Source organism: Fibrobacter sp. UWR2 (assembly GCF_002210285.1).
Lineage (GTDB): Bacteria > Fibrobacterota > Fibrobacteria > Fibrobacterales > Fibrobacteraceae > Fibrobacter.
In genome coordinates this window covers 1-20968 of sequence record NZ_MWQE01000010.1, presented here as the reverse complement: position 1 = coordinate 20968, position 20968 = coordinate 1, and the positions used below count along the sequence as shown (strand labels likewise).

Annotated in this window: 19 protein-coding genes; 7 read left to right on the top strand and 12 right to left on the bottom strand. The window is 51.1% G+C overall.

Annotation, left to right across the window (positions count from 1 at the left end; translation table 11 throughout):
• Positions 1–23: 23 nt before the first annotated feature.
• Both B7994_RS11960 and B7994_RS11955 read right to left on the bottom strand, forming a co-directional pair.
• Positions 24–713, bottom strand: a complete 690-nt coding sequence (locus tag B7994_RS11960) for an NAD-dependent deacylase (RefSeq protein WP_088638703.1) — start codon at positions 711–713, stop codon at positions 24–26.
• Between the two features lie 332 nt (positions 714–1045).
• Positions 1046–2422, bottom strand: a complete 1377-nt coding sequence (locus B7994_RS11955) for a M20/M25/M40 family metallo-hydrolase (RefSeq protein WP_088638702.1) — start codon at positions 2420–2422, stop codon at positions 1046–1048.
• 36 nt (positions 2423–2458) lie between these two features.
• Here B7994_RS11955 and B7994_RS11950 point away from each other — a divergent pair, with 36 nt between their 5' ends.
• The 3 genes from B7994_RS11950 to B7994_RS11940 are packed head-to-tail and all read left to right on the top strand — an operon-like array spanning position 2459 to position 5006.
• Positions 2459–3634, top strand: a complete 1176-nt coding sequence (locus B7994_RS11950; protein ID WP_088638701.1) for a dihydroorotate oxidase — start codon at positions 2459–2461, stop codon at positions 3632–3634.
• A gap of 21 nt (positions 3635–3655) precedes the next feature.
• On the top strand, positions 3656–4225 hold the full coding sequence (locus B7994_RS11945; protein WP_088638700.1) for a hypothetical protein: 570 nt from the start codon (positions 3656–3658) through the stop codon (positions 4223–4225).
• Between the two features lie 13 nt (positions 4226–4238).
• Positions 4239–5006, top strand: a complete 768-nt coding sequence (locus tag B7994_RS11940; protein WP_088638699.1) for a TlpA disulfide reductase family protein — start codon at positions 4239–4241, stop codon at positions 5004–5006.
• A 23-nt stretch (positions 5007–5029) separates the two neighbouring features.
• On the opposite strand, the gene B7994_RS11935 is transcribed toward B7994_RS11940, so the two are convergent.
• Entirely contained in the window at positions 5030–5392 is a 363-nt protein-coding gene (locus B7994_RS11935) for a hypothetical protein (RefSeq protein WP_088638698.1), read from the bottom strand.
• 32 nt (positions 5393–5424) lie between these two features.
• On the opposite strand from B7994_RS11935, the gene B7994_RS11930 reads away from it, so the two are divergent.
• Positions 5425–5952 (top strand): hypothetical protein, encoded by a 528-nt coding sequence (locus B7994_RS11930; RefSeq protein WP_088638697.1) that lies wholly within the window; start codon positions 5425–5427, stop codon positions 5950–5952.
• Here the strand turns inward: B7994_RS11930 and B7994_RS11925 are convergent, their stop codons facing one another.
• The 9 genes from B7994_RS11925 to B7994_RS11885 form a co-directional block, all read right to left on the bottom strand.
• A complete protein-coding gene (locus B7994_RS11925; RefSeq protein WP_088638696.1) occupies positions 5953–7212 on the bottom strand; it encodes an SUMF1/EgtB/PvdO family nonheme iron enzyme in 1260 nt (419 codons plus the stop codon).
• A gap of 10 nt (positions 7213–7222) precedes the next feature.
• On the bottom strand, positions 7223–8053 hold the full coding sequence (gene cdaA, locus B7994_RS11920; protein ID WP_088638695.1) for a diadenylate cyclase CdaA: 831 nt from the start codon (positions 8051–8053) through the stop codon (positions 7223–7225).
• Complete coding sequence (gene folP, locus B7994_RS11915; protein WP_088638694.1) at positions 8040–8954, bottom strand: dihydropteroate synthase; 915 nt, start codon at positions 8952–8954, stop codon at positions 8040–8042. The genes cdaA and folP overlap by 14 nt, the downstream gene beginning before the upstream one ends.
• Entirely contained in the window at positions 8954–11005 is a 2052-nt protein-coding gene (gene ftsH, locus B7994_RS11910; RefSeq protein ID WP_233143197.1) for an ATP-dependent zinc metalloprotease FtsH, read from the bottom strand. Before ftsH ends, folP begins: the two co-directional genes overlap by 1 nt.
• An 80-nt stretch (positions 11006–11085) precedes the next feature.
• On the bottom strand, positions 11086–12126 hold the full coding sequence (gene tilS, locus B7994_RS11905; protein WP_088638692.1) for a tRNA lysidine(34) synthetase TilS: 1041 nt from the start codon (positions 12124–12126) through the stop codon (positions 11086–11088).
• A 62-nt stretch (positions 12127–12188) separates the two neighbouring features.
• Positions 12189–13061 (bottom strand): hypothetical protein, encoded by an 873-nt coding sequence (locus B7994_RS11900; RefSeq protein WP_088638691.1) that lies wholly within the window; start codon positions 13059–13061, stop codon positions 12189–12191.
• A gap of 9 nt (positions 13062–13070) precedes the next feature.
• Entirely contained in the window at positions 13071–13736 is a 666-nt protein-coding gene (locus B7994_RS11895; RefSeq protein WP_144063874.1) for a hypothetical protein, read from the bottom strand.
• Between the two features lie 42 nt (positions 13737–13778).
• Positions 13779–15092 (bottom strand): histidine-type phosphatase, encoded by a 1314-nt coding sequence (locus tag B7994_RS11890; RefSeq protein ID WP_088638689.1) that lies wholly within the window; start codon positions 15090–15092, stop codon positions 13779–13781.
• Positions 15093–15177: 85 nt separating this feature from the next.
• Complete coding sequence (locus tag B7994_RS11885) at positions 15178–16404, bottom strand: GH116 family glycosyl hydrolase (RefSeq protein ID WP_233143196.1); 1227 nt, start codon at positions 16402–16404, stop codon at positions 15178–15180.
• A 529-nt stretch (positions 16405–16933) separates the two neighbouring features.
• On the opposite strand from B7994_RS11885, the gene B7994_RS11875 reads away from it, so the two are divergent.
• The 3 genes from B7994_RS11875 to B7994_RS11865 are packed head-to-tail and all read left to right on the top strand — an operon-like array spanning position 16934 to position 20890.
• On the top strand, positions 16934–17416 hold the full coding sequence (locus B7994_RS11875; RefSeq protein ID WP_144063873.1) for a hypothetical protein: 483 nt from the start codon (positions 16934–16936) through the stop codon (positions 17414–17416).
• Between the two features lies 1 nt (position 17417).
• Positions 17418–20339 (top strand): hypothetical protein, encoded by a 2922-nt coding sequence (locus B7994_RS13970; RefSeq protein WP_144063872.1) that lies wholly within the window; start codon positions 17418–17420, stop codon positions 20337–20339.
• Complete coding sequence (locus B7994_RS11865; protein WP_088638685.1) at positions 20339–20890, top strand: hypothetical protein; 552 nt, start codon at positions 20339–20341, stop codon at positions 20888–20890. Before B7994_RS13970 ends, B7994_RS11865 begins: the two co-directional genes overlap by 1 nt.
• Positions 20891–20968 lie beyond the last annotated feature (78 nt).

Genomic DNA, 20968 nt, shown 5'->3' with positions numbered 1-20968 from the left:
AACATTCGGGCGCTATGCCCGTATTATTTAAACTGTTCGCACCACTTGGGCACGATTTCGGTCGCTTTTCCCTGCACGAACACGTCGGTATCCGGGTCGTGAGCCGGAATTTCGAGGTTGAGGCAAGTTACCTTTGCGCCGAAGCGTTTGGCGAAGTTCTTGAAGCCGGCGGCGGGATAGACCACGCTGCTCGTGCCGATGTAGACGAACTCGTCGCAGTTGCGGAGTGCATCCTGGATCAGGTCCATGTACAGCGGAACTTCTTCGAAGAATACGATGTCGGGGCGCGTGCCGGCTCCACAGAACGGGCACTTGGTTTCAAGCGTCTCTTCGCCGTTGAACATGAATTCGTGGCGTTCGTCCTTCATGCAGCGGAGCTTCATCAGGTCGCCATGCATATGGAGTATGCGCTTGCTGCCGGCACGTTCATGCAGGTCGTCTACGTTCTGCGTGACGAGCAAGAAACGGTCGCCCAGGCGCTTCTCGAGTTCGGCGAGGGCGATATGTGCGGCATTCGGCTTGTGTTCGGGAAGCCCCTTGCGCAAGAAGTTGTAGAAGTCCATGACGCGCTTCGGGTCGCGTCTGAGTGCTCCGGGCGTGCATACGTCCTCGATGTTCTCGTGTTCCCACATCCCGTCGTTGCCGCGGAAGGTGCGGAGCCCGGATTCAGCGCTAATTCCTGCGCCCGTCAGTACAACCAGTTTCTTTTCCATACATTTTTAATATAGCAATGCTTTGTGCGGGGGGTACTGCCTGTAGCGGTCTAGCATGCTTTTCTATGTCGAAAATGGGGCATGTTACAGACTAAAAACTATGGGGCCCCCATTTAGTCCGTAAAAAATTAGCTTGTATACAATAAAAAGTGCATGTTTTGACCATTTTGGAGCCAAATTTTAATGAAAAGTGGGCCGTTTGCCCGTTTTTTTTAGTGACTTTGTGTTAATTTGTTCGAAAAATTACGGACTAAAATCGACTTGAGTGCGATTTAGTCCGTAAGGAAGGCGAAAAATGGCCTGCTTTTTGCCGATTGACGCCCGTTTGCTCGCTAATCTGCCAGCGACATAAAGAACAGCGTCTCGGCAATAATGCCAGCCTCGAAATCGGGGAGGTAGAGGCTTTCGTTTTCGCCGTGGGCCGCACATTCCGGGTCTTCGAGGCCGGTGAGCAAGATGGGAATATCGCCGAAGGTCTTGCGGAAAAGCTCTGCGCCGGGAATGCTTGCCCCGCAACCGATGAATTTCGGCTCGGTCTTGTAGGCTTCCTTCATGGCTTCACTCATCTTCTTGAAGAAGGGGTGGGCGATGTCTGTCACGAACGGGTTTGCTCCGTCTTCGATGTCGATTGAAATCTCGAGCCCGTTCGGGGTTTGATCGCGCAGGAACTTCTCGAGTTTTTCGGCGCAGGCGTCGGCATTCATGCCGGGGGCCAGCCGGATGCCGATGCGGGCGTAGGCGCAATCCTGCAAGACGTTGCCCGCGTTGGTCCGGCTGCCCACTTCCATCGTGGTTACCACGATGGAAGGCCTGCGCCAGAGCGATTCGAGGATTTCCCCTTCGGGAACAGTAAGACTTACTTTATCCAAGACGCCGCTTTCGCAGCGGAAAGTTTTCTCGCTGTAACCGAGACTGCGGTAAGATGCAAGTTCTTCTGCGGTAGGCGGCACGAGCCCGTCTTCGAAATTCGGGATGAGAATTTTTCCGTCGGCATCGGCAAGCGATGCTATCATGCGGCAGAGTGCCTGTGCCGGGTCGGGGAGCGGGCCGGACCAGCTTCCGGAATGGAGGGGCGCCTTCGTGCTCCGAAGAGTCACGTTTACGGCGCTCATCCCGCGCAGTGTCGTCGTGATGGAGGGTACACCCTTCGCGAAGTTTCCGAGGTCGGCGACAATCACCGCGTCGCACTTGAGGAGTTCTGCATGCTTTTCGAGAATTTCGGCAAACCCGGCACTGCCGGATTCCTCTTCGCCCTCGATGATGAATTTCAGATTCGGCCCCTTGTCGCCGAGCAGTTCGCGCACCTGTTGCGCTGCGGCAATGTGCGTGATGATGCCCGCCTTGTCGTCGGCGGTTCCGCGCCCGTAGAGCCTGTCCCCGCGGGTCTCGGGTTCAAATGGAGCGCTGTTCCACAAGGCCTCGCGCATCGGGGGCTGTACGTCGTGGTGGGCGTACAGGAGTATCGTGGGCTTGTCGGGCGAGGTAAGGCTTTCGGCATAGACGGTAGGCCTTCCGCTGGGCGGGAGCAGGAACTGGATGTTGGTATAGCCCGCTTTGGCAAACATCGCCTTTACGGCTTCTGCGCTATCCATCACGAACTTCTGGTCAAAATTGTCGAAACTGATGGAAGGAATGCGTACGAGTTGCTTCAGCGCGTCGATGTATTTAGGAAAATTCTCGTGGATTCTGTTTTCTACGTTGCTGTTCATTTTTTCTGGCCTCATTTTTTTTGTAATTTAAATAATATGGGAAATGATTGTATCAACCACGAATACTATTTGCGCTTTAGTGACAAGGTTCTCGCTCTTATCCGTCGGATTTTTCACAACTCGCCGGAATTCCGTCACGACTCGTTTAAGCATGTAGCTCGCCTGGCTCCGTTTATCCCGTTCATGGGTGGGCGCCCGGACTTGACTAAGCCGCTTCGTCGCGTTATCACTTTTTCGGACCACAGCAATTCGCTTTATCTGGGCTGCCCGATTATTTTGGCAGCGGGTGCAAACAAGACTGCGGAACGCATCAAGGATTATGCGAATGTCGGATTCGGTGGCATTACCGTAGGTACGGCGACGCGCCATTATCGCGAAGGCAATACGCATAGGCCTCGCATCGGCTTCTTGGAAGAGGACCGTGCTATCCACAATAGTATGGGCCTTAATAACGAAGGTGTCGAGGTTATCGCAAAACGTGTGGACGCGCAACTCGTGAAGGCGCATAAGGCCGGACTCTGTGTGGGTATCTCGGTTGCCGAGACGCCGGGACTTACCGACCCCGAAGAAAAACTCAAGGACATTCTCGAAAGTTTCACGATTGCCTACCGTGCAGGCGATTACATCGAAATCAACGTGAGCTGCCCCAATACGGGTGAATCCCGTGTGGACCTGGACATGAGTTTTTCGGAACGCATCTTTACCGAAATCATGAACTTCCGCAACGGGCTTGGACTCCGTAAGGCTGTGTATGCGAAACTCAGTCCGGATCTTTCGGAGCGCCACCTGATTTCCATCATGGATATGCTTGTGCGTACCGGCGTGAACGGCGTGGTTATCGGGAATACTTACCCGACCGCGAAATTGAGTGAACTGCCCGTGAATGCGAAACCCGAAGACCTCAAGCCGCTCCGTGCTGACGGCGACTGCGGCGGCATGTCGGGCCGTCCACTGTTCGAGAACATGGTGTGGAATGTGAAGTATATCCGCGAGCATTACCCGCAGATGAGCATTATCGCTTGCGGCGGCATCGACCACGGCTATAAGGTGTACGACCTCATCAAGATGGGTGTCGACGCAGTGCAGTGCTATTCCGTTGTGGCCTTCCGCTGGATGGCAGCCCATGCGATGCGCAATGAATTAATGGACGCTATGCTGAATGATGGCTATAAGTCGCTTGGCGAATACGACGACCGTAATCCGAAGAAGTAGTTTGTCTGGGATTAGTTTGTAATGGATCTCCTGCGTAAAATCGCTGTGGCTCTCGTGCTTGCCGTTGGCCTTGCGTTGGCTGACGACTTCATGGGACTCCCTATCGAGGACGGGGCGTCTAAGGACGAACGCCCTCTGCCTACGTGGGTATTTGGCGGGGGAGGCTCGCTTGCTTATTACCTCAAGACGTTCGACGGTACGGTGAATGTCGATGCAGAATACAGGTTTGGTAGGCATCACTCGCTCGCATTGTACGGAAATCTCCCGATTGTTGCGGACTTTGTGGAGTTAGGCCTAGATTGGCATTGGTATTTCAAGGGCTCGCTCATGCGTAGCGGACACGACGACTTCCTCAAGTTTGCGGTTTCGACGTTCTACCTCGATTACGACGAGACGTATTTTTCTCCGGCGCTGTCGTTCGGCTACGGTCGCGACATCTTGTTCTTCAAGAAGGCGGATCTCTTTGGCCGGTTTGAATTCTTCGGGAGCTATGTCATAGGCCATCCGGTTGAAAAACCAAATGAAAGGCTCCCCATTACCGAGCCTGTACGCTTTTTTCTTTATCTGAAAGTTTCTCTCCTGTTCTTTTAGGAAGGTTGCATAGATGCTTCGATTGCTTGCGTTTGTCGCTATCCTGTTTGTTGCCGTTCCGTCGTTTGCGGGCCCGTGGCTCGGGCTTATTTTCAAGAAGACGGAATTCGAAAATCACCTCGCGCTCGACGTGAAGGGCGTGCATCCCGGTTCGGGCTGTGTTGCCGCGGGTATCGTCGCGGGCGACAAGGTCATCGGTTTTGCGGGCAAGCCGCTTGCCGACATGTCGCAGATTACTTCCGTCATTTCCAGTTCCAAGGCTGGCGCTACCGTTGCGGTCGAAATCCTGCGCGATGGTAAAAAGAAGAACCTCAAGGTAAAACTTACGGATAGGCCAGATGACATCAGCAGTCTTACGGGATCTGCCATTGGAAGCAAGATGGCGGAATTCGGCAAGAATTTCTATCAGAATGGCGAAAAGCGCAAGCAGAAACCGAAGGCCACGCTCCTTGACTTCTGGGCGACCTGGTGTGGGCCGTGCAGGCAGACTCTTCCCATACTTGAAAGCATTTATTCGAAACTCGGTGGCCAGGGACTTGAGGTCATTGGCATTGCTGATGAGAACCTGTCGACATTAAACGCTTTTTATGAAAAACAGCATCGCTCCCCGTATCCGCTTTATCGCGATGCGACGAAGGAACTGTGGCGTCGTTATGGAATACGGGCCGTACCCACGCTGATGCTCCTAGACAGCGAAGGCTATATTAAGGGCGTATGGAGCGGAGTGCCTAACCAAAAGGCGCTCGAGCAGATTGTCATCGAGACGATGAACGGAAAGTAGCAGGCGGCTTTGCACCGCGTTACTTACTGGATTGCGGGCTTGGAAAGCGTCGCAAAGATCTTCTCGTATTCGTCCTTGGAAATCCTCTTGTAGCCGGTCGTGATATCGGCGAACAGGTAGTAGGCGGAATCGCCCTTGACTTTCATGGAGTAGTCCATGCCGATATCGTTCTTGCCGCGGAGGGCTCCGTCTTCAATCTTGGCGGAGAGGTCGCCGTGAATGTTGCGGATGATGAAGTCCTGGCCGTTTTCAGTCAGCACTTCGAAGATTGTGTTGGCTTCACCTTGCCAGTAGCCGACAAAGGAATCCTTGTCCGCTTTCTGACCGCAGGCGGTGAATATCATAGGAACGATAGAAAGAATGGCGAGAGAGATTAGCTTTTTCATGTTTCTCAAAATAGTTATTTTTCTCCGCGGAAATGAAATATTGGCCCATAATTCTGCTTATTCTTGTTATTTTGGCTGTCGGGAGTGCCTGCTGGCTCATTTATACAAATACAAGGCCGGTTCCGCATGTCGAAATCCATTATGAGGAGCCTGTTTTCGATGCCGAAGCCTACTTGCGGAGTTTAAAATTGCAGAAGCGGCCGTTTAATGAACGTGGAGTCCACAGACTGGTGCTTCAGCGGACACGGCAGAAACAGGGAGTGTACCTGGAAAGCATGGAACCTGCGCTTGATTCTGTCGCCCTGGAGATTATAAACGTTTTCCACAATGTCATGGGGTTCGAGTACGTGCCGATAATTACCAGCGGGAACGACTATCCGTACCACGCCCGTCATTCTAAACATTACGAGAACAAGGCGCTAGACTTCCGCTTGAAGGGACTGCTGCCCGAGGAACGCAGGTCTGTTATCGAGATGTCGCAAAAACGCCTGGAAGGCCGTGCTCGGGTGCTGTGGGAAAAGGGCGAAGCCGAACACCTGCACGTGGAGTTGCTTGACTAACTATTTGCAGCAGCGGAAACCGACGCTCGGGTACTGGTTCTGCGGGTAGAAACTGAACTTGCTGTCGGTGCACTTGCTTTCGTTGTTCGTGTTCCATGCTCCGCCAGCCACCAGGAACATGTTCGGGTGGTCCTTGCTCTTGGTCGCTGTCCATTCCCAGAGGTTCCCGTTCATGTCGTACATTCCGAACCAGCTGCGGCACTGTTCCTTGCGGCCGCTGCGCTTCATGGCCTTGGTGTTGGTATTGCACTTGTTCTGCTTGTAGCCGTCGCCGTACGAGAAGCGTGTCTTGTCCTTGCCACGGCATGCCGCTTGCCATTCGTCGATGCTGCAGAGGTGCTTGCCGGCCTGCTTGCAGAGTTCCACCGCCTGTTCCTGGCTCACCATGTCACGCGGGTTGGCATCGGCTTCGTTCGGGTATTCGTAGGCGTCCACGCAAACGGTCTTACCGCCGACGGGGACGGGGTAGGCGTTCTTCCCGCAGATATTGTCCGATGCCATGTCGTACTTGGCTTCTTCCCATGGGGTGCGGTTCCCGACGGAGTCTTCCGCATAGAAGAATACGCTGCCAGTCTTGTTATATTCCACTGCCTTGCCCGCTTCTTGCGGGTTCAGCGTATCTCCGATGGAAAGGAATGTCTTGCATTTGATTTCGTCGCACTTCACCTTGAGCTTGATGGGGTCGTAGTAGCGGCCCGCGGGCGGCGTGATTTCGGCTCCTGGGGGGGTCTTGTCCGAAGAGCGTATGCTGTCCTGTATGCGCTTTTTCTCGAGTGAATCGAGCCTGGCCTTTTCGAGTTTTGCGATGCTGTCGGCGATTGCCGCGAGGGAATCGCTGCGGGCCTTGTCTGCGGCAGCAATGCTATCGCGTACGTGCTTTAGGCTATCGCGAACATGGCGCAGGCTGTCCTTGTTTATCTCGGGCTTGAGCGAGGCGATGCTGTCGGCAGCGCGGATGGAATCTGCCTGAGCGATGCTGTCGGCAATGCGGGCTGCCTCGGCGTCGGCGAGGCTATCGGCCTTCATCTTCTCGATGCGGCGTAGACTGTCGAGGATGTGCTTCTGCCTTGCCTCGAGTTCGGTTTCCTGTTGCTTCTGCAAGGCTTCCTGCTTTATCTTGTCAAGCTGGCACTGTACAATGAAAAGGCACAGCAACAAAAGGAACATGATGACCAGAACGGCAATGTTCTTCTTCTTCCGTTTGCTGGCCTTGTTCTGCGTGGCGTTGGTTTCGGTTTCGCTGTTCTCTTTCTCGCTCATGATACCCTATTTATTCGTCTACTTCAATTTTTTCGGCGTTGACGGTTTCTTCGTGGTAGAGTTCTGCCCAGTGGCGCTTGATTTCAGCCTCGAGTTCTTTGATGCTGAGCTTGCGGCGTAGGCTATTCCTGTAGGCAATGGAAATGCCGCCCGTTTCTTCGGAGACGACGATAACCATGGCGTCGCATTCGGCGGCAAGAGCCTTTGCTGCGCGATGGCGCATGCCGTAGCCTGCGTCGCCTTCGGCGTTGCCTGTGGGCATGGGAAGAATGCACCCTGCGGCGACAATATGCTGGCTGTTGAGGAGTACGGCGCCGTCATGGAGTGCCGAATTCGGGAAGAATAGGGCGCGCAGGAGGCGTGAACTAATCCTTGCGTTCAAGATTTCGCCAGTCTCTTCGTAGTTGCGAAGGCCAACGCGCTTCTCGAGCACGATAAGAGCACCGACGCGGTTCTTTGCGAGGTCCTGTACCGCGGAAGTGATGGATTCCGTCACCTCGTCGAGGCCGCTAGAGTGGAAGAATAGTTGCCGTAGGTCCGCTCGACTTATCATCTGGCCGATACGGGTGAGCGCGCTTCGGATTTCGGGCTGGAACAAGATGACTAGCGCCACGATACCGATACCCGTCAGGTTGCTGAGTAGCCACGTAATGCTTCGCAGTTCCCACCATTGCGCAATGAGCCATGCAACAATCAGAAGGAGGCCGCCCACGATCATCTGCACGGCGCGGGTGCCCCTGAATAGCAGGAACACGTAATACAGGATTATGGATACCAGGAGGATATCCAGGATGTCGGCCATGCGGACATCGATGACATCGAAGAGTTTAAACAGTACCATTGGACTTCAGGGCCTCCAGGTAAAGTATAGATTCTTTTGCCTCGCGGACGTCGTGCACGCGGATGACGGATGCCCCGCCAATGGCTGCGACAATGCCTGCGGTGACCGTCGGGATGAGCCTGTCACTCTTTTCGAGTCCAGACATCTTCCCAATATAGGATTTTCGCGATGTCCCGATGAGTACGGGGTAGCCTGTCTGCGCGAACACGTCGACGGCCTTCATCAGGTCGATGTTGTCCTGCACGGTCTTGCCGAACCCGATTCCGGGATCGATGCAGATTTTCGCTTTCTCGACACCCAGGGCGAGAAGCTTGTCGACCTGCGCGAAAAGTTCGCTTTTTACTTCTTCCACCACGTTCGCGTAGGGCTTGAAATCGTTCTGCATGTTGCCGAAGGAACCGCGCATGTGGTTGAGCACCACGCTGGCGCCGGTCTGTGCGACTGCGGAAAGCATGTCGGGGTCCATCGAGCAGGCGCTGATATCGTTGATGATGTGGGCGCCCAGGCGCATGCATTCGCGGGCGACCTTCGCCTTGACCGTGTCGACCGAGATGTAGAACTTACGGCTTCCGGGGTTCTCGAGGTCGTCGGAGATGCTTCTCATCTGGGCGAGAGCTTCTACTACGGGGCAAACGCGGTCTAGTTCTTCCTGTACACTTACGGGTGCCGAGCCGGGACGACTGCTTTCGCCACCGATGTCGAGGATGGTCGCGCCTTGTTCCAGGAGCATGACCGAATGATCGTAGGCGGCTTCGGGTGAATTATGCTTTCCACCGTCAAAGAAACTGTCGGGCGTCGTGTTGACGATTCCCATCACGAGCGGCATCGAACTTGCATCGATGGTGTCGTTGCCGATTTTCCACGGGTTAGCGCGGTTTATGTCGAGGAAATCCTTGAGCATTATGCCTGCGGCTCCTCGGGCGGAATTTCTGCGGAGGGCGATATACCGGCGGCTTCGGGCTTCGAGACGACCGGCGTCTCGCTTGCTACTGGAGCTACGGGCGGTTGCCTTCCCGGGTCAGGAGGGGGCGTCTCTTCGCGCTTCTTCTTTTCGGCCATCTCCTCGAGAGCCTGGTACTGGCGGCTCTTCTTGGTGCCGGTGAGTTTTTCGCCAGCCATGACCTTGTCGATTTCTTCGCGGTCGAGGACTTCGAATTCGAACAGCGCTTCGGCGAGGTCGACAAGTTTTTCCTTGTTCTCTTCGAGGAGCTTGCGTGCGGCCTGGTCCATGCGCTTGATGAGGTTGTTGATGGCGTTGTCGATTTTTTCGGCCATCATCTCGGACATTTCCTTGGGCTTGGAAATTTCGCGGCCCAGGAACACTTCGCCGTCGGCGCGGCTGTAGCATACCGGCCCGATTTCTTCGTCGAAGCCCCATTCCGTGACCATCTTGCGGGCAAGTTCCGTAGCGCGCTGTATGTCGTTGCTGGCGCCCGTGCTCTGGTGGTTGAAGAAGATGAGTTCGGCGAGGCGACCCGACATCATGATCATGATGCGTTCTTCGGCGTATTCGCGGCTGTAGCTTACCTGGTCGCGTTCCGGGAGGCTCATCGTGATACCGAGAGCGCGGCCGCGCGGGATAATCGTAATCTTGTGGAGCGGGTCAGAGTGCTTGCACAAAAGCGTCATGAGGGCGTGACCCGCCTCGTGGTAGGCCGTGTGGCGTTTTTCTTCGTCGGTCATCAGGAGCGTGCGGCGCTCGGCACCCATGCTGAGCTTGTCGCGGGCTTCCTCGAAGTCGAGCATCGTGACCTTCTTGTTGTTGAACCTGGCAGCGAGGAGGGCCGCTTCGTTCACGAGGTTCTCGAGGTCGGCGCCGGCGAGGCCCGGAGTGCCCTTCGCGATGGCGGAAACGTCCACGTCCTTGTCGAGCGGGACCTTTCTCTTTTTCAGGTGCACCTTCAAAATTTCTTCGCGGCCCTTGAGGTCGGGGAGCCCCACCACGATCTGGCGGTCGAAACGTCCCGGACGCAGGAGCGCCTTGTCGAGAACGTCGGGGCGGTTTGTGGCCGCAATCAGGATGACGCCTTCGTTTGCAGCGAAGCCGTCCATCTCGACGAGCAACTGGTTCAAGGTTTGTTCGCGTTCGTCGTGCCCGCCGCCGAGGCCTGCGCCACGCTGGCGGCCTACGGCGTCAATTTCGTCGATAAACAGTATGCATGGGGCATTCTTCTTGCCTGTTTCGAAGAGGTCTCGCACGCGGCTTGCGCCCACACCCACGAACATCTCCACGAAGTCGGAACCCGACATGCTGAAGAATGGCACTCCCGCTTCGCCAGCGACGGCGCGTGCGAGGAGCGTCTTACCGGTACCCGGAGGCCCGACGAGCAAGGCTCCCTTCGGGATACGCCCGCCGAGTTCATCGTACTTTTTCGGGGCCTTCAGAAATTCTACGAGTTCCTGAAGGTCCTGCTTGGCCTCGTCACAGCCAGCCACGTCGTTGAAGGTGGTGCGTTTCTTGGGGTCGTTTGCCAGAATCTTGGCTTGGCTCTTGCCAAAACTAAACGGATTCTTGCCGCCACCGCCCATTTGGCGGCTCGACATGAGCCAGAAGAATGCGATGAGGATGATAATCGGGAGGAATGCCATGATGGTGTCAATCCACGTTGTCGATTCGTGGATGACCTTCACCTTCACACCCTTGAACATTTCCCAGGCGGTAATCTGCTCGTTAGAGATGTCGAGCATGTGGCTTGTGAATTTGCGTGTATCACCGTCGTTTTCGGAACGGGTGAACCTGGCTATGGGGCTCTTGTTCTTGTTCGCTTCGGCTATTTCTTCGGGGGAAAGCTTGTAGGCCCCCTCGATGATGATGCCGTCGGGGGTCTTCTGGAGCGAAAGTTCGGTAATGACCTTGGTGGAGTCTCCCATCATGGCCAGAAATTCGGTGCGCGTCAGGCTTTGTTCCTTGTCGTTGCCGGTGAGGAACATGGCAAAGAGCATGACAAGCATGACAAGAACGATTATGAAATTCCTGTTCTTAAAGGGCGAAGCGGGCTTCTTGTTTTGGCTCATTATAATCCTTTATCTATTCACTCGCAAGATACAAATTTCTGCGCTTCCTCGGGGCTATTGAACTCGCAAATCCGGACAGTACGGCCGATTTTAGCGATGGAGCGCTTGCGATAGGCCGCGCGGACAGGGATTTTCACATGCGCGGGCTCTTTCTGGCTATAGAAGAATCCGATGGGAAAGCGCAGTCCCTGCTCCGAAAGCCACAGCCGGAACATCTCCGAAAGGTCCGCGTCGGCGTGCTCCCGCAGGATTTTGTTGAGCCTTTTCTTGTCCAGCGAGAGAGTTGTTGAGTCGTTACGGGCTTCGGCAAATAGTGCCTCGCACCTAGCGATAACCTTCGTGTAGGCCCTGTCGGCAAGCCCTGCCAGCTGGCAGAGGTGTTCCCCTGCTCCGGGGCATTCCTGTTCTAGGTGGGGCAACAGTTCGTGTCTTGCCTTGTTGCGCGCGAACTTGACATCGTCATTGCTTTCGTCCTCGCACCATTCGAGCCTGTTTTCGCGGGCATAGGCGAGCAGTTCCCTGCGCGTCACGTTCAGGAACGGGCGGAAAATTGTGATGCCAAGCTCGGGCATCTCCCTTGTTGCCTGAATACCCCTTAATCCGGCAAGCGTTGTGCCGCGACGGAGCCGCATGTACATGGTTTCCGCCTGGTCTCCCGCATGGTGAGCCGTCACGATTGCTCTCGCCTTGTCATCCCCGCGCAGGCGGGGATCTCCTGTCTCGTTGAATGTTTCAGCTAGCGCCTGATACCTCGCATCCCTTGCATTCTCTTCGAGCGAGCCCTCGGCATTTTTCAGCGCTTCGCCGTCCAGTTTCTTCAAGAAAAACGGAACGTTATACTTGCGGGCGAACGCCTCGACAAATTCCGCATCCCTGTCGGCTGTTCCTTCGCGCAGCCCGTGATGCACGTGCGCAATTCCGAGCCATTCAATGTCCAAAGATTCTTTATTGCAAATAAAATAATGTGCCAGGCAGATGGAGTCTAATCCGCCCGAAACTGCAAGCAGTAGGCGCTTGAAACCATGACGGCGAATATTTTGCGTTAAATCAAGACTCAATCAAATAGACTCTCGGATAGGCAAGGATAAACGGGAATAGTTTTTTCATGGCGGATTCTTGTCTAGAATGGCGTGACTATGATGCCGAATTTTAAGTTCATGTACGAGACATTGATTAATCCGGCGAAGGAATGGTCTTTGTATGCGTCGTTTAGCTGGAAGTCAACCAATCCATAGAGAGAAATATATGAATTGATGAAAACCTCCAGCCCGAGTAACAGGCTTATGTCTGGAGACGACCGGAAACCGTTCTCTAGAAAGTCTGTTTTATCGCCGTCCATGTACTCGTCAATAAGCGGGAATGAGACCTGGGCACCTATTTCAAACATAGCGTTACTGACCCTAGTCTTCATGGCGAACAGTAGGGGAATTGTCAGGCTAGTCTCGGTTAAATCTCCGGTGAGAAGATCCGTTGAACCATTCTCTCCCTCAACGAAAATTTCGTCTATGCTGGTGAGGCTTGCGTGCTCCAAAAGAACTCCTGTTCTTATGGCGAAGTTATACTGGTTCAGGGGAATCAGTACGGATACGCCTATTTGTGTAACGGCTCCGGAGAACAGGGTGTAGGCGGAATCTGAAGGGATGTAATAGGTGTCGTCGCTTAATCCTGCAAAAGTCCTGTATCCTAGAGATGCAGAGAGTCCGATGGAAAATTTGAAGGGGACGGGTTCACGTTTCTTTTCGGCTTCTTCCTTTTCTGCTTTTTGCACGCTATCCCTAAAGATCTTTGTCTCTTCGGTGTGTATACGGATGATGCGGAACCCTTCGGGCGTGCGCTCGGGTTCGGCCTGTTCGGCCGGGCTTGTCTGTTCTTCGGGTGCGACTTGTTCAACCGGGCTGGCCTGTTCTTTGGGCGCGGGCTGGTTGTCGACTGTTTCCTGTGCGAATATGAATGTCGTTGCGAGCAGGAGAATGCATAGAATATTGCGCTTCATGATGTTCTCCTAGTAGCACAGGTTCTTGTTGAGGTATTCTTTCTGTTCCTCTTCGGTAAAGTAGGAGGGACAGGTTTCCTGGATGTCATCTATGAAACTTTGATGGATTAGCGGATCTACAAATGCTCCGGTTGCCGCCCCTGTTGCCGTTCCTAATCCTGTAAAGAATAGCCAGAACGCCTCGAAGGCCGAACCGTCGCCCAAGAGGGCGATGAATGCGGCCATCGGTAGTCCCGCTAGGGCTCCGATGCCTCCGCCAATGATTGCGCCGATTGTAAAGCCACGTAACAGGTGGTTTCTGGAGAAGTGGGAATTATTCCTGACATAGCCGTTCTTGCAGAGTGTCACGCTATCCTTGGGGACGATAAGGTAGTAGCCTTCCTGCGACCTGTTCGTGGGGAATACGAGGTAGTCGTTTCTCTGGTCGTAGCAGAATCGGTCTGCCTGGAACATTGTCTGACTGTCGTCTGTCTTGGACTCGAAGGAAATCTTCGTGGATTGGACCTTCATGTCGGCGCCTTCGTACTTGACGATTTCGCCTTTGCTTCGCTGGGGAGTCTCCAGCGGTTGGTGAGCCCGAGTCGGGTTAGTGCAGCCTGTAAATAAGAAGACCAGTGCGATTAGGGTTAACGCATTGAAAACCAAAGGAATGTGCTTCAAGAGTATTTTCTCCATGCTATGAATATACACAATCTTTGGGATAGGAGGTGTATTTTTTTACTTATTTGTGGCGATTTTGCCGTAGAAATCGCGAAAATCGTCCCAGCGGTAGTAGGGGGCGGCGGGGCAGTTCTTGACGGCTGCGGAATCGCAGGTCACGGGCAATTTCTGCTCGATTTCGTTGTGCATTACCTTCACCAGGATGGGGGAGCCCTTCTTTGCGGACTTGTAGAACACAAACTGCGTGTTTGCCGCCATCGGGCTAATCTCGTAATCGCGCCAGACCTTGTGCAGATTTTCCATGTCGGCGGTCTCGATGCCCGTATTCTGCGTGCCGTTTTCCATTTGCAACAATGCGGCGAACGGGAAAATGACGGTATCGTGCCCGAAACGGAGCGTCGCGGAAACTTTTTTCGCAGGTTTTGCCGTCTTGTCGGCCTTTGCGGTGTCGGCGGCGATTACCTTGTCTGCAACATCGAGGAAGTTCTTCAGCAGCGGACGGGCATTCTCGAGGCCTTCCTTTTTGCCGAAGGGATTGTTGCCCAGCACGCTGTACCACCAGGCGTTCTGTGCGTGCCAGCGGGCGGCGAGATCCTCGTCGGTCCACAGGTCGTCAAAGCTGAATTCGATTTCGGGGCTGCCCTGCAGGCTGTTGCCGATTTCGTATATCTTGCTGAACAGGTCGCCTGCGTCGATATTCTTCTGTACGTATGTCGAATCGTTGAAAATCGCATTCATCATGCGTGCGGGGTTCACATGGCTGTAGAGTTTCTCGTTTTCCTTTTGCCATGCGGGCGTGTTGGATTCCCCGATAATCTTGCCGAAGTTTAGCGGGCTGATGAAAGCCATCAGGTAGCCGCCCGATTCTTGGTGGATGTCGAGCTTGGGCTTCTGCGCGCGCAGTTCCTCGAGGAAGGCCGCCATGCTCACCACGCAGCGTACGCTCGTACTCGCGTAGGCCTCGACGTAGGCGTCATTCTTGAACACCTCGGGGAAGTTCTTCACCATTCGCTTGGCGATTCCTTGGTGCTGTGCTACGCCGAGCTGCGTGAGGTCGCCTGCGCGCGGGGCGGCGTATTCGTCCAGGAATTTCGCACGCTCGAGCAGGCTCTTGCCGAGTTCGGTCAGCTTGTCTGCGGAGTCGGCTTGTGCAAGCGTGTTGTAGAGCATGTGATAATGGTCTGCAGGCTGGTGAAAGCGGCTACCGTGCCTGCCGTAATGGCTCACGTAGAACGGCTTGTAGCCTGCGGGGGCCTTGGTGTATTTGGCGCTAGGAGTGGGGTAGGCGTAGTAGTTGCTTCCCATCTGGTCGGCTTTTTGGGCGAAAACCGCTATGGTAACAGTAAGCAATAATGCTAAAAACTTCTTCATGATGAGGCCTCTTGACTTTTAAAGATAAAAAAAGGCCTGTCCATGGACAGGCCTTTTTGAATAAATTCCTAAAACAGGATGACTTTTAGTACAGCAGAGCGAACACCATGCCCGGGCGGAAGTATTTGCCGGCGGTGTACTTCAGAGCCGTGCTGTGGAGCAGCATGAAGAGTGCGCTCGCTTCAACCTTATTGGCCTTCGCGATGCTGCCGAATGCCTTGGTAAAGGCGGGCAGGTTGCGCGGGAGCTTCGGGCTGATGCGGCTGTCGGCAAGGAGGGCGCCCTTCTTCAGGAGTTCCTTGTGCATCTTGTCGGCGGCGGTGGCGCTAAGGCCGAAAGCCTTTACGAGTGCTTCTGGGTGCAGGCGGCAGGAACCATTGAATCCTTCCGGTGCGGCGAACGGGATGCGGGCTTCTTCGTAGAGGTTGCGGATCATGGAATCGCCCATGTCGGCAGCCTGCTTTTCGAGTCCGTGGTGCATCATGGCGCACATGATGCTGTACTGGATGCCGATCCACACGTCGTGAGCCTGGAAGTTGAATTCATCCAGCGGAGAACCGTCCTTACGAACAAGGTTTGCGGCACCGATGAGCGGGCTGTTGGCCTTGTAGTTCGTGTTGAAAACGCGCAACAGGTTGGCCTTCGCCTTCTTCTCGTCGCTAATCGGCTTGAGGCCGAGCAGGCGGAGGTAGGTGTCGGCGAGCATCGTGTCGGCGAAGACGTCATCGCAGTCGTTAGCAATCTTTGCGTTCCAGCTGGCGGTGAAGGCTTCCTTGCACTGGGCGGTGAGCCATGCCTTCTTGAGGCCGCGGAGTTCGTTCTTGGAAAGTTCCACGTCGCTCGGGATCTCGCCGGAATTCAGCCATTCGTTAATGGTCTTGAGAGCTGCCTTCACATCGTTACCGTCGATAACGAGCGTTTCCTTGATGGCGTCGGCGAGTTGCGGGAGCTTGTCGGCCACAACGTCCTTTGCTTCCATCGGAGTCACGAAGAAGTGGTAGTAGCCTTCGGCTTCGTCCCACAGGGCTTCGTCAAATTCCTTGTTGGCGGCATCGGCCTTGGCGTTCCAAGTGTCTGCCTGAGCCTTGTCACCGAGGATTTCGGCAATCTTGGCGGCGGCGCGGAGGCCTGCAATCCAGAGGCTACCGCAGTACACGGAAATGCCATGGCTGGAGAGGTTGTCGAAAGTGTCGTCGGTACCGTGGGTGAGCGGGAAGTTTTCGCCTTCGTTCACCATCTTTTCGAGGTACTGCATGGCGGCGTAAACGGCTTCCTTGCAATCCTTCAGGTTTTCGATGTCCTGCGTCTTCACGTAATGACGGAGAAATCTTTTGGGCGTTCCCGCACATATATGTGCGGTCGGGCTATATTGCAAGGCCACCCGTGCGCACTTGCGGCACGCCCGCGCGACTCTTGCAACCAAGCCTCGCTTCGCGAGTCTTGTCCCCAAGGGGTCACTATCCCTAACGCAAAAAATGTTGGTGCTTTTAGAATTGATTAACGATTAGGCTTTCAAATGCGCATTTGTCTGTAAATTTTTTGTTTCGTTGGCCATTAAACTTCTTTTTTTATTATTTTTTGTAAAAACATTATGATGTTTAAATGTGTACTGCTGATTGCTGTTTTCTTTGGATTATTTTCAGGATGCTCCGATAGAAGCGGCGTGTCTTGTGCGATTCCCGGCAATCGTGATGTGACTAAGCGAGGAAAAAGCGTCCAGGAAATATTCGACAAACAAGCCCAATGCTTTAAGTCTCAAAAAGTTGATATTCTTAAGAATTCCATTCGTTTCAAGTTTTTTTTGATTCTTGTTGGGTAAAATATTCGTCAATGAGGAAAATATGAAAATAACAAAAATTATATTTCTTTTGTTTTTTTGCTTTTTTTTGCCAAATTGTTCTGACAATCGGCAAGAATATTCTAGAAATGAGAATAATAAAGATAATGTAGAAAAAAAAACGGTTGAATTAGAAAATTTAAAAAAAGATTTAAAAAAAACAAAAGCAACAGATTCTGGTTTTAAAGAGAATCAATACTCTGGATGGTTGCATTTAAAAGAAAAAGAAGAAAAAAAATTAAATGATTTTTGTCAAAGAACTGGGGACTATCCTCAAGGGCATTGTGTGGATTCTTTGCAGTCGCTAATTCAAATAAAATATGATAGCCTATCCCGAACAGAATTGTTTAGTAAAATGAAAGAGAAACAACTTGAAGAACAAAAAAAATACGCAAAGCAAATAGCCGAAAGAAAAATGCCTAATCCACCTGGACCAGAAAGTTTTTTTCGTTTAATTGCAGTAAAGAATGTGTTGGGAGAAAAATAAGATGAAAAAATATTTCCTCGTAATATTACTCCTATCATCGATAACAAAAGCTTTTACGATATGTGATGATTTGGATATTGCTGTTAATGAAGGTTATGAAATAGAAACAGCAAAACAACTCATTCTGGAGGCACGAGAAAATGACCTTTATGCAGAATGTCTTGAAGCCACAGGTTCCAGTGATGTTTTCTTTTATTCTGGGGAATGGGTGAATACGTGTGAAGGTCAATCAGGTTCAAAAAACGGCTATATAAAATCCTATACTAGATGTGAATTTTGTGATGGCGCTAATATAAAGTTGCAATTACAGATAGATGAAAGCATCTGTAATGCAGAATGCAAAACAAAAAATACTGCATGTAGAAGAATGGCCACTGGCTGGGGTGGCGAAATAGTTAAGATTAATCCTAATGGTGGTGATTGTGGGGCGTTTGATCCCACTCTTCCAAATTGTTCAGAATCAAGTTCCTCTGAAAGTGAGCGATCTTCATCGTCAGAAATTCAAAGTAGTTCTTCAGTAGAGTCGTCTAGTTCGGAACTGGAAAGTTCTTCTTCAGAAGATGAAATGGGATCCTCCAGTTCAGAAGATTTAAATTCATCTTCTAGCGAGGAAGATGAAGATAGTTCTAGTAGTGAGGGCGGTTGCGGCGAAGGTGGGGACCATTGCGGTGGTTCGAGCGGTTCGGGTGGCGGAGGTGCGTACTGTCAAATTGACGATGACAATTGGGAAACGCTATCCCGGTTACCCAACATACATAGGGATATTTATTTTGAAGCCCCCTACATGATAAATAGGGACTATGCATATCTTCAGAACTGCTATTGTACCGGGACACGGGCTGTTGCATGTGATTTTGCAAATTTTGGACTTGTACAAGGATATGAACCCGTATCGATGCCTCTGTGCGGCCTCCGGGAAGGTTATTGGTGTAGGGGAATATCGGACGGTGCGTGTGATTATACGGGTGTTACAACCAGAATATACTATTCAGATTCTCCGGAATCAGTAGGATTTTCTTGGGGGGCTGCAAATTTCGATAATTCAGGAAGTGTTCTTCCGATAGAAACTGACTGGCAGACAGTTTTTCTTAACCACAATGGCTTTATCTCACATCAGTTCTCTATCAGACATCTTCTTCCAACGAATGTTTTGTATTACGATTTGGAAAACATGGTCCATGAAGCGCTTCCGACTTTCCCCGATATGAATAAACTTGTTGCCTATTGTATGGGTGAATGGATTCCTCATGATGATGATTGTTTTGGAACAGAAGATGAAGTTAATCTCGCTTTACAGGATTCTTCTGATGAATGTGCCATTTCTTATGGAATTCCACATTATGAAACGGAACTTTCGAATCGTGGGTGGTGTGTTGTCGGAGAATGTGAGGCCGCCGAACCCTATTCCAGTGCTGTGGAATATTCCAGTTCGTCCGAGGAGAATAGTTCTTCTAGTTTTGAAGAATCTTCATCTTCGGAAGAGGGAAGTTCTAGTTCTGAGGAATCTTCTTCGTCTGAGGAATTAAGTTCGTCTAGTGAATTTGGCTTATGCAAATCTATCCCATTTGGCTACATTCCCAATGACCCGAAGAACACCTGCTTTGAAAGCAACGGCAAATGCTACAGATGTAATGCAGCACGCCGTGCAGATGAGTGCGATGAAGATTGGATGTGGATTTACCCCTATACCCCAGATAAGTATTTCTTTACGGAAATTGATTGTGCTAGTGGAGAAAGAAAAGACAATAACAGAATCGGACAATGCCCAGGCTTCCCAATGGAAACTACTCCATACAATCCAGAGCGGGCGTGCATAGCATACAATGGAAGATGCTATAGGTGTAAATCTGAGAATAACTATGTCAATTGCTCTTATGACTGGCTTTGGACGGGTGATAACTTTGGAACACACAATATAGGCTCATGGTATGAAGAAGTTGATTGTTACAATCCATTTGAAGATGAAAATTTCGATGGGCAGTGTCCTGATGAATTTGTGTTAAAAAAATCCGCTGTGTCAGAAAATGAAAATCAATACGGAATAACAAACTATACAATTGATTTCTCGCCTGTTTCAAAAACTTTTGATGTGCTAGGACGTCGTCTTAATGGAACTAAACGTATGCATCAAATTATATTCACAACAAACAAAATAAAAAATACATCTTCGTTAGACTTTGCATTTGATGTTGGAAGTGTTATTAATATTCCCATTGAAAATTTGGGACTCTCCCGAAATATTTTGGCCAAAACAGGTGCAGAATGTCCCGCTTATACATGTGGAGAATTAGGGAAAGACTATGGCGTAGGAAATGATGTTGGGGTTTATTGTGGATTCCCCTGCACAAAATTGAATACGGAAAACGGATTTGCTAGAATAGAAATTACAAGTAAAGAGCAAACAGGGGCCTGTGGCGTAAACAATCCCAAATATACGATTACTTTTAAGATTTCTGCAACTACAACGATAATGAGAGGAAATGTATATTATGTGGCTCCTGTAGGGTATAAAATGGGTGACAACTTTGTTACAGAGGAAGATTACAACGCTGGAAAACGTCATGAGAAAGGACATATGGAATCGTATTCATGCCTTGAAAAGAATAATATGTTCAAGACTCAATATGTTTTTGAAATGACGAATATATGTGAGAGCGATTTCAAATGTGACAAAAATAGTGTTTTGGAGGGAATCGCATCAATCATTAGATCAACTTTGGAAGAACAGAAAGAAACAGGTACAGATGAACTGGTCAAATACAATAATAATTTATGGCAAAAAATGTGCGGATGGTATCATAGGGAATTTTCTCGTAGCGATGGCCCTGGAGGGCCTGGAAATGCCGCAACATTAACATGTCCGACAAAGGAAACGTTGCTAAACAACAACTATGATTTGACTGGATGTGAACTTGTAAAGTGATGAAGTATGTATTTACTATAATCTTGATGCTTCTTTTGTCGGCTAGTATTGGGGCTGCAAATATTTCTGCAACAAAAAATGAGGTGAAGTTCTGTTATCAGGTCGCGAAGAACAATTCTCTTGACTTGAAAATCGAACGCAATGCAGATATCGAATTACCTTTGTCCGAAATAGAGAAATATACGATATGTGAAGACAAGTGGCATCCCCAAATAGACTTGGATGAGGTCTATGAAGTTGCGTTCCCTAAAGAATGGAATTGTACTACTCTTGAGCCTCTTTGGTATATCAAAACATGCGAAGAACTTCAAAATTTTTTTAGAAACAAGGAAAAAACTACACTCCCAAAGAATGTTTCACATAATTGTAAAATTAGTGAAGAGCGAATTGATGGACGTGAACTAAAAGGCAGATTCATTCTTGAAATAAGAAAAAATCCGATGCGGTCTGCTGGAGAAACTCATTCATACAAGTTTACAAAAATATTTAACGTAAAGATAAGTGGTCGATGCTCCGATAAAACATTTAACTCAAAAAAAGATAAGGAATAACCATTTATTCTACCTATTCCCTTGAGGCTGTAAAATAAACTGTGTCACAATCCACCCCCAATAACCCAAAACCTTACT

Coding starts and splice junctions, on each gene's coding strand:
- B7994_RS11895 (WP_144063874.1), bottom strand. CDS start 13,736: ATGGAGAAAATACTCTTGAAGCACATTCCTTTGGTTTTCAATGCGTTA.
- B7994_RS11950 (WP_088638701.1), top strand. CDS start 2,459: ATGGGAAATGATTGTATCAACCACGAATACTATTTGCGCTTTAGTGAC.
- B7994_RS11890 (WP_088638689.1), bottom strand. CDS start 15,092: ATGAAGAAGTTTTTAGCATTATTGCTTACTGTTACCATAGCGGTTTTC.
- B7994_RS11945 (WP_088638700.1), top strand. CDS start 3,656: ATGGATCTCCTGCGTAAAATCGCTGTGGCTCTCGTGCTTGCCGTTGGC.
- B7994_RS11900 (WP_088638691.1), bottom strand. CDS start 13,061: ATGAAGCGCAATATTCTATGCATTCTCCTGCTCGCAACGACATTCATA.
- B7994_RS11960 (WP_088638703.1), bottom strand. CDS start 713: ATGGAAAAGAAACTGGTTGTACTGACGGGCGCAGGAATTAGCGCTGAA.
- ftsH (WP_233143197.1), bottom strand. CDS start 11,005: ATGCTTGTCATGCTCTTTGCCATGTTCCTCACCGGCAACGACAAGGAA.
- B7994_RS11865 (WP_088638685.1), top strand. CDS start 20,339: ATGAAGTATGTATTTACTATAATCTTGATGCTTCTTTTGTCGGCTAGT.
- B7994_RS11935 (WP_088638698.1), bottom strand. CDS start 5,392: ATGAAAAAGCTAATCTCTCTCGCCATTCTTTCTATCGTTCCTATGATA.
- B7994_RS11955 (WP_088638702.1), bottom strand. CDS start 2,422: ATGAACAGCAACGTAGAAAACAGAATCCACGAGAATTTTCCTAAATAC.
- B7994_RS11925 (WP_088638696.1), bottom strand. CDS start 7,212: ATGAGCGAGAAAGAGAACAGCGAAACCGAAACCAACGCCACGCAGAAC.
- cdaA (WP_088638695.1), bottom strand. CDS start 8,053: ATGGTACTGTTTAAACTCTTCGATGTCATCGATGTCCGCATGGCCGAC.
- B7994_RS11930 (WP_088638697.1), top strand. CDS start 5,425: ATGAAATATTGGCCCATAATTCTGCTTATTCTTGTTATTTTGGCTGTC.
- folP (WP_088638694.1), bottom strand. CDS start 8,954: ATGCTCAAGGATTTCCTCGACATAAACCGCGCTAACCCGTGGAAAATC.
- B7994_RS11875 (WP_144063873.1), top strand. CDS start 16,934: ATGAAAATAACAAAAATTATATTTCTTTTGTTTTTTTGCTTTTTTTTG.
- B7994_RS11940 (WP_088638699.1), top strand. CDS start 4,239: ATGCTTCGATTGCTTGCGTTTGTCGCTATCCTGTTTGTTGCCGTTCCG.
- B7994_RS13970 (WP_144063872.1), top strand. CDS start 17,418: ATGAAAAAATATTTCCTCGTAATATTACTCCTATCATCGATAACAAAA.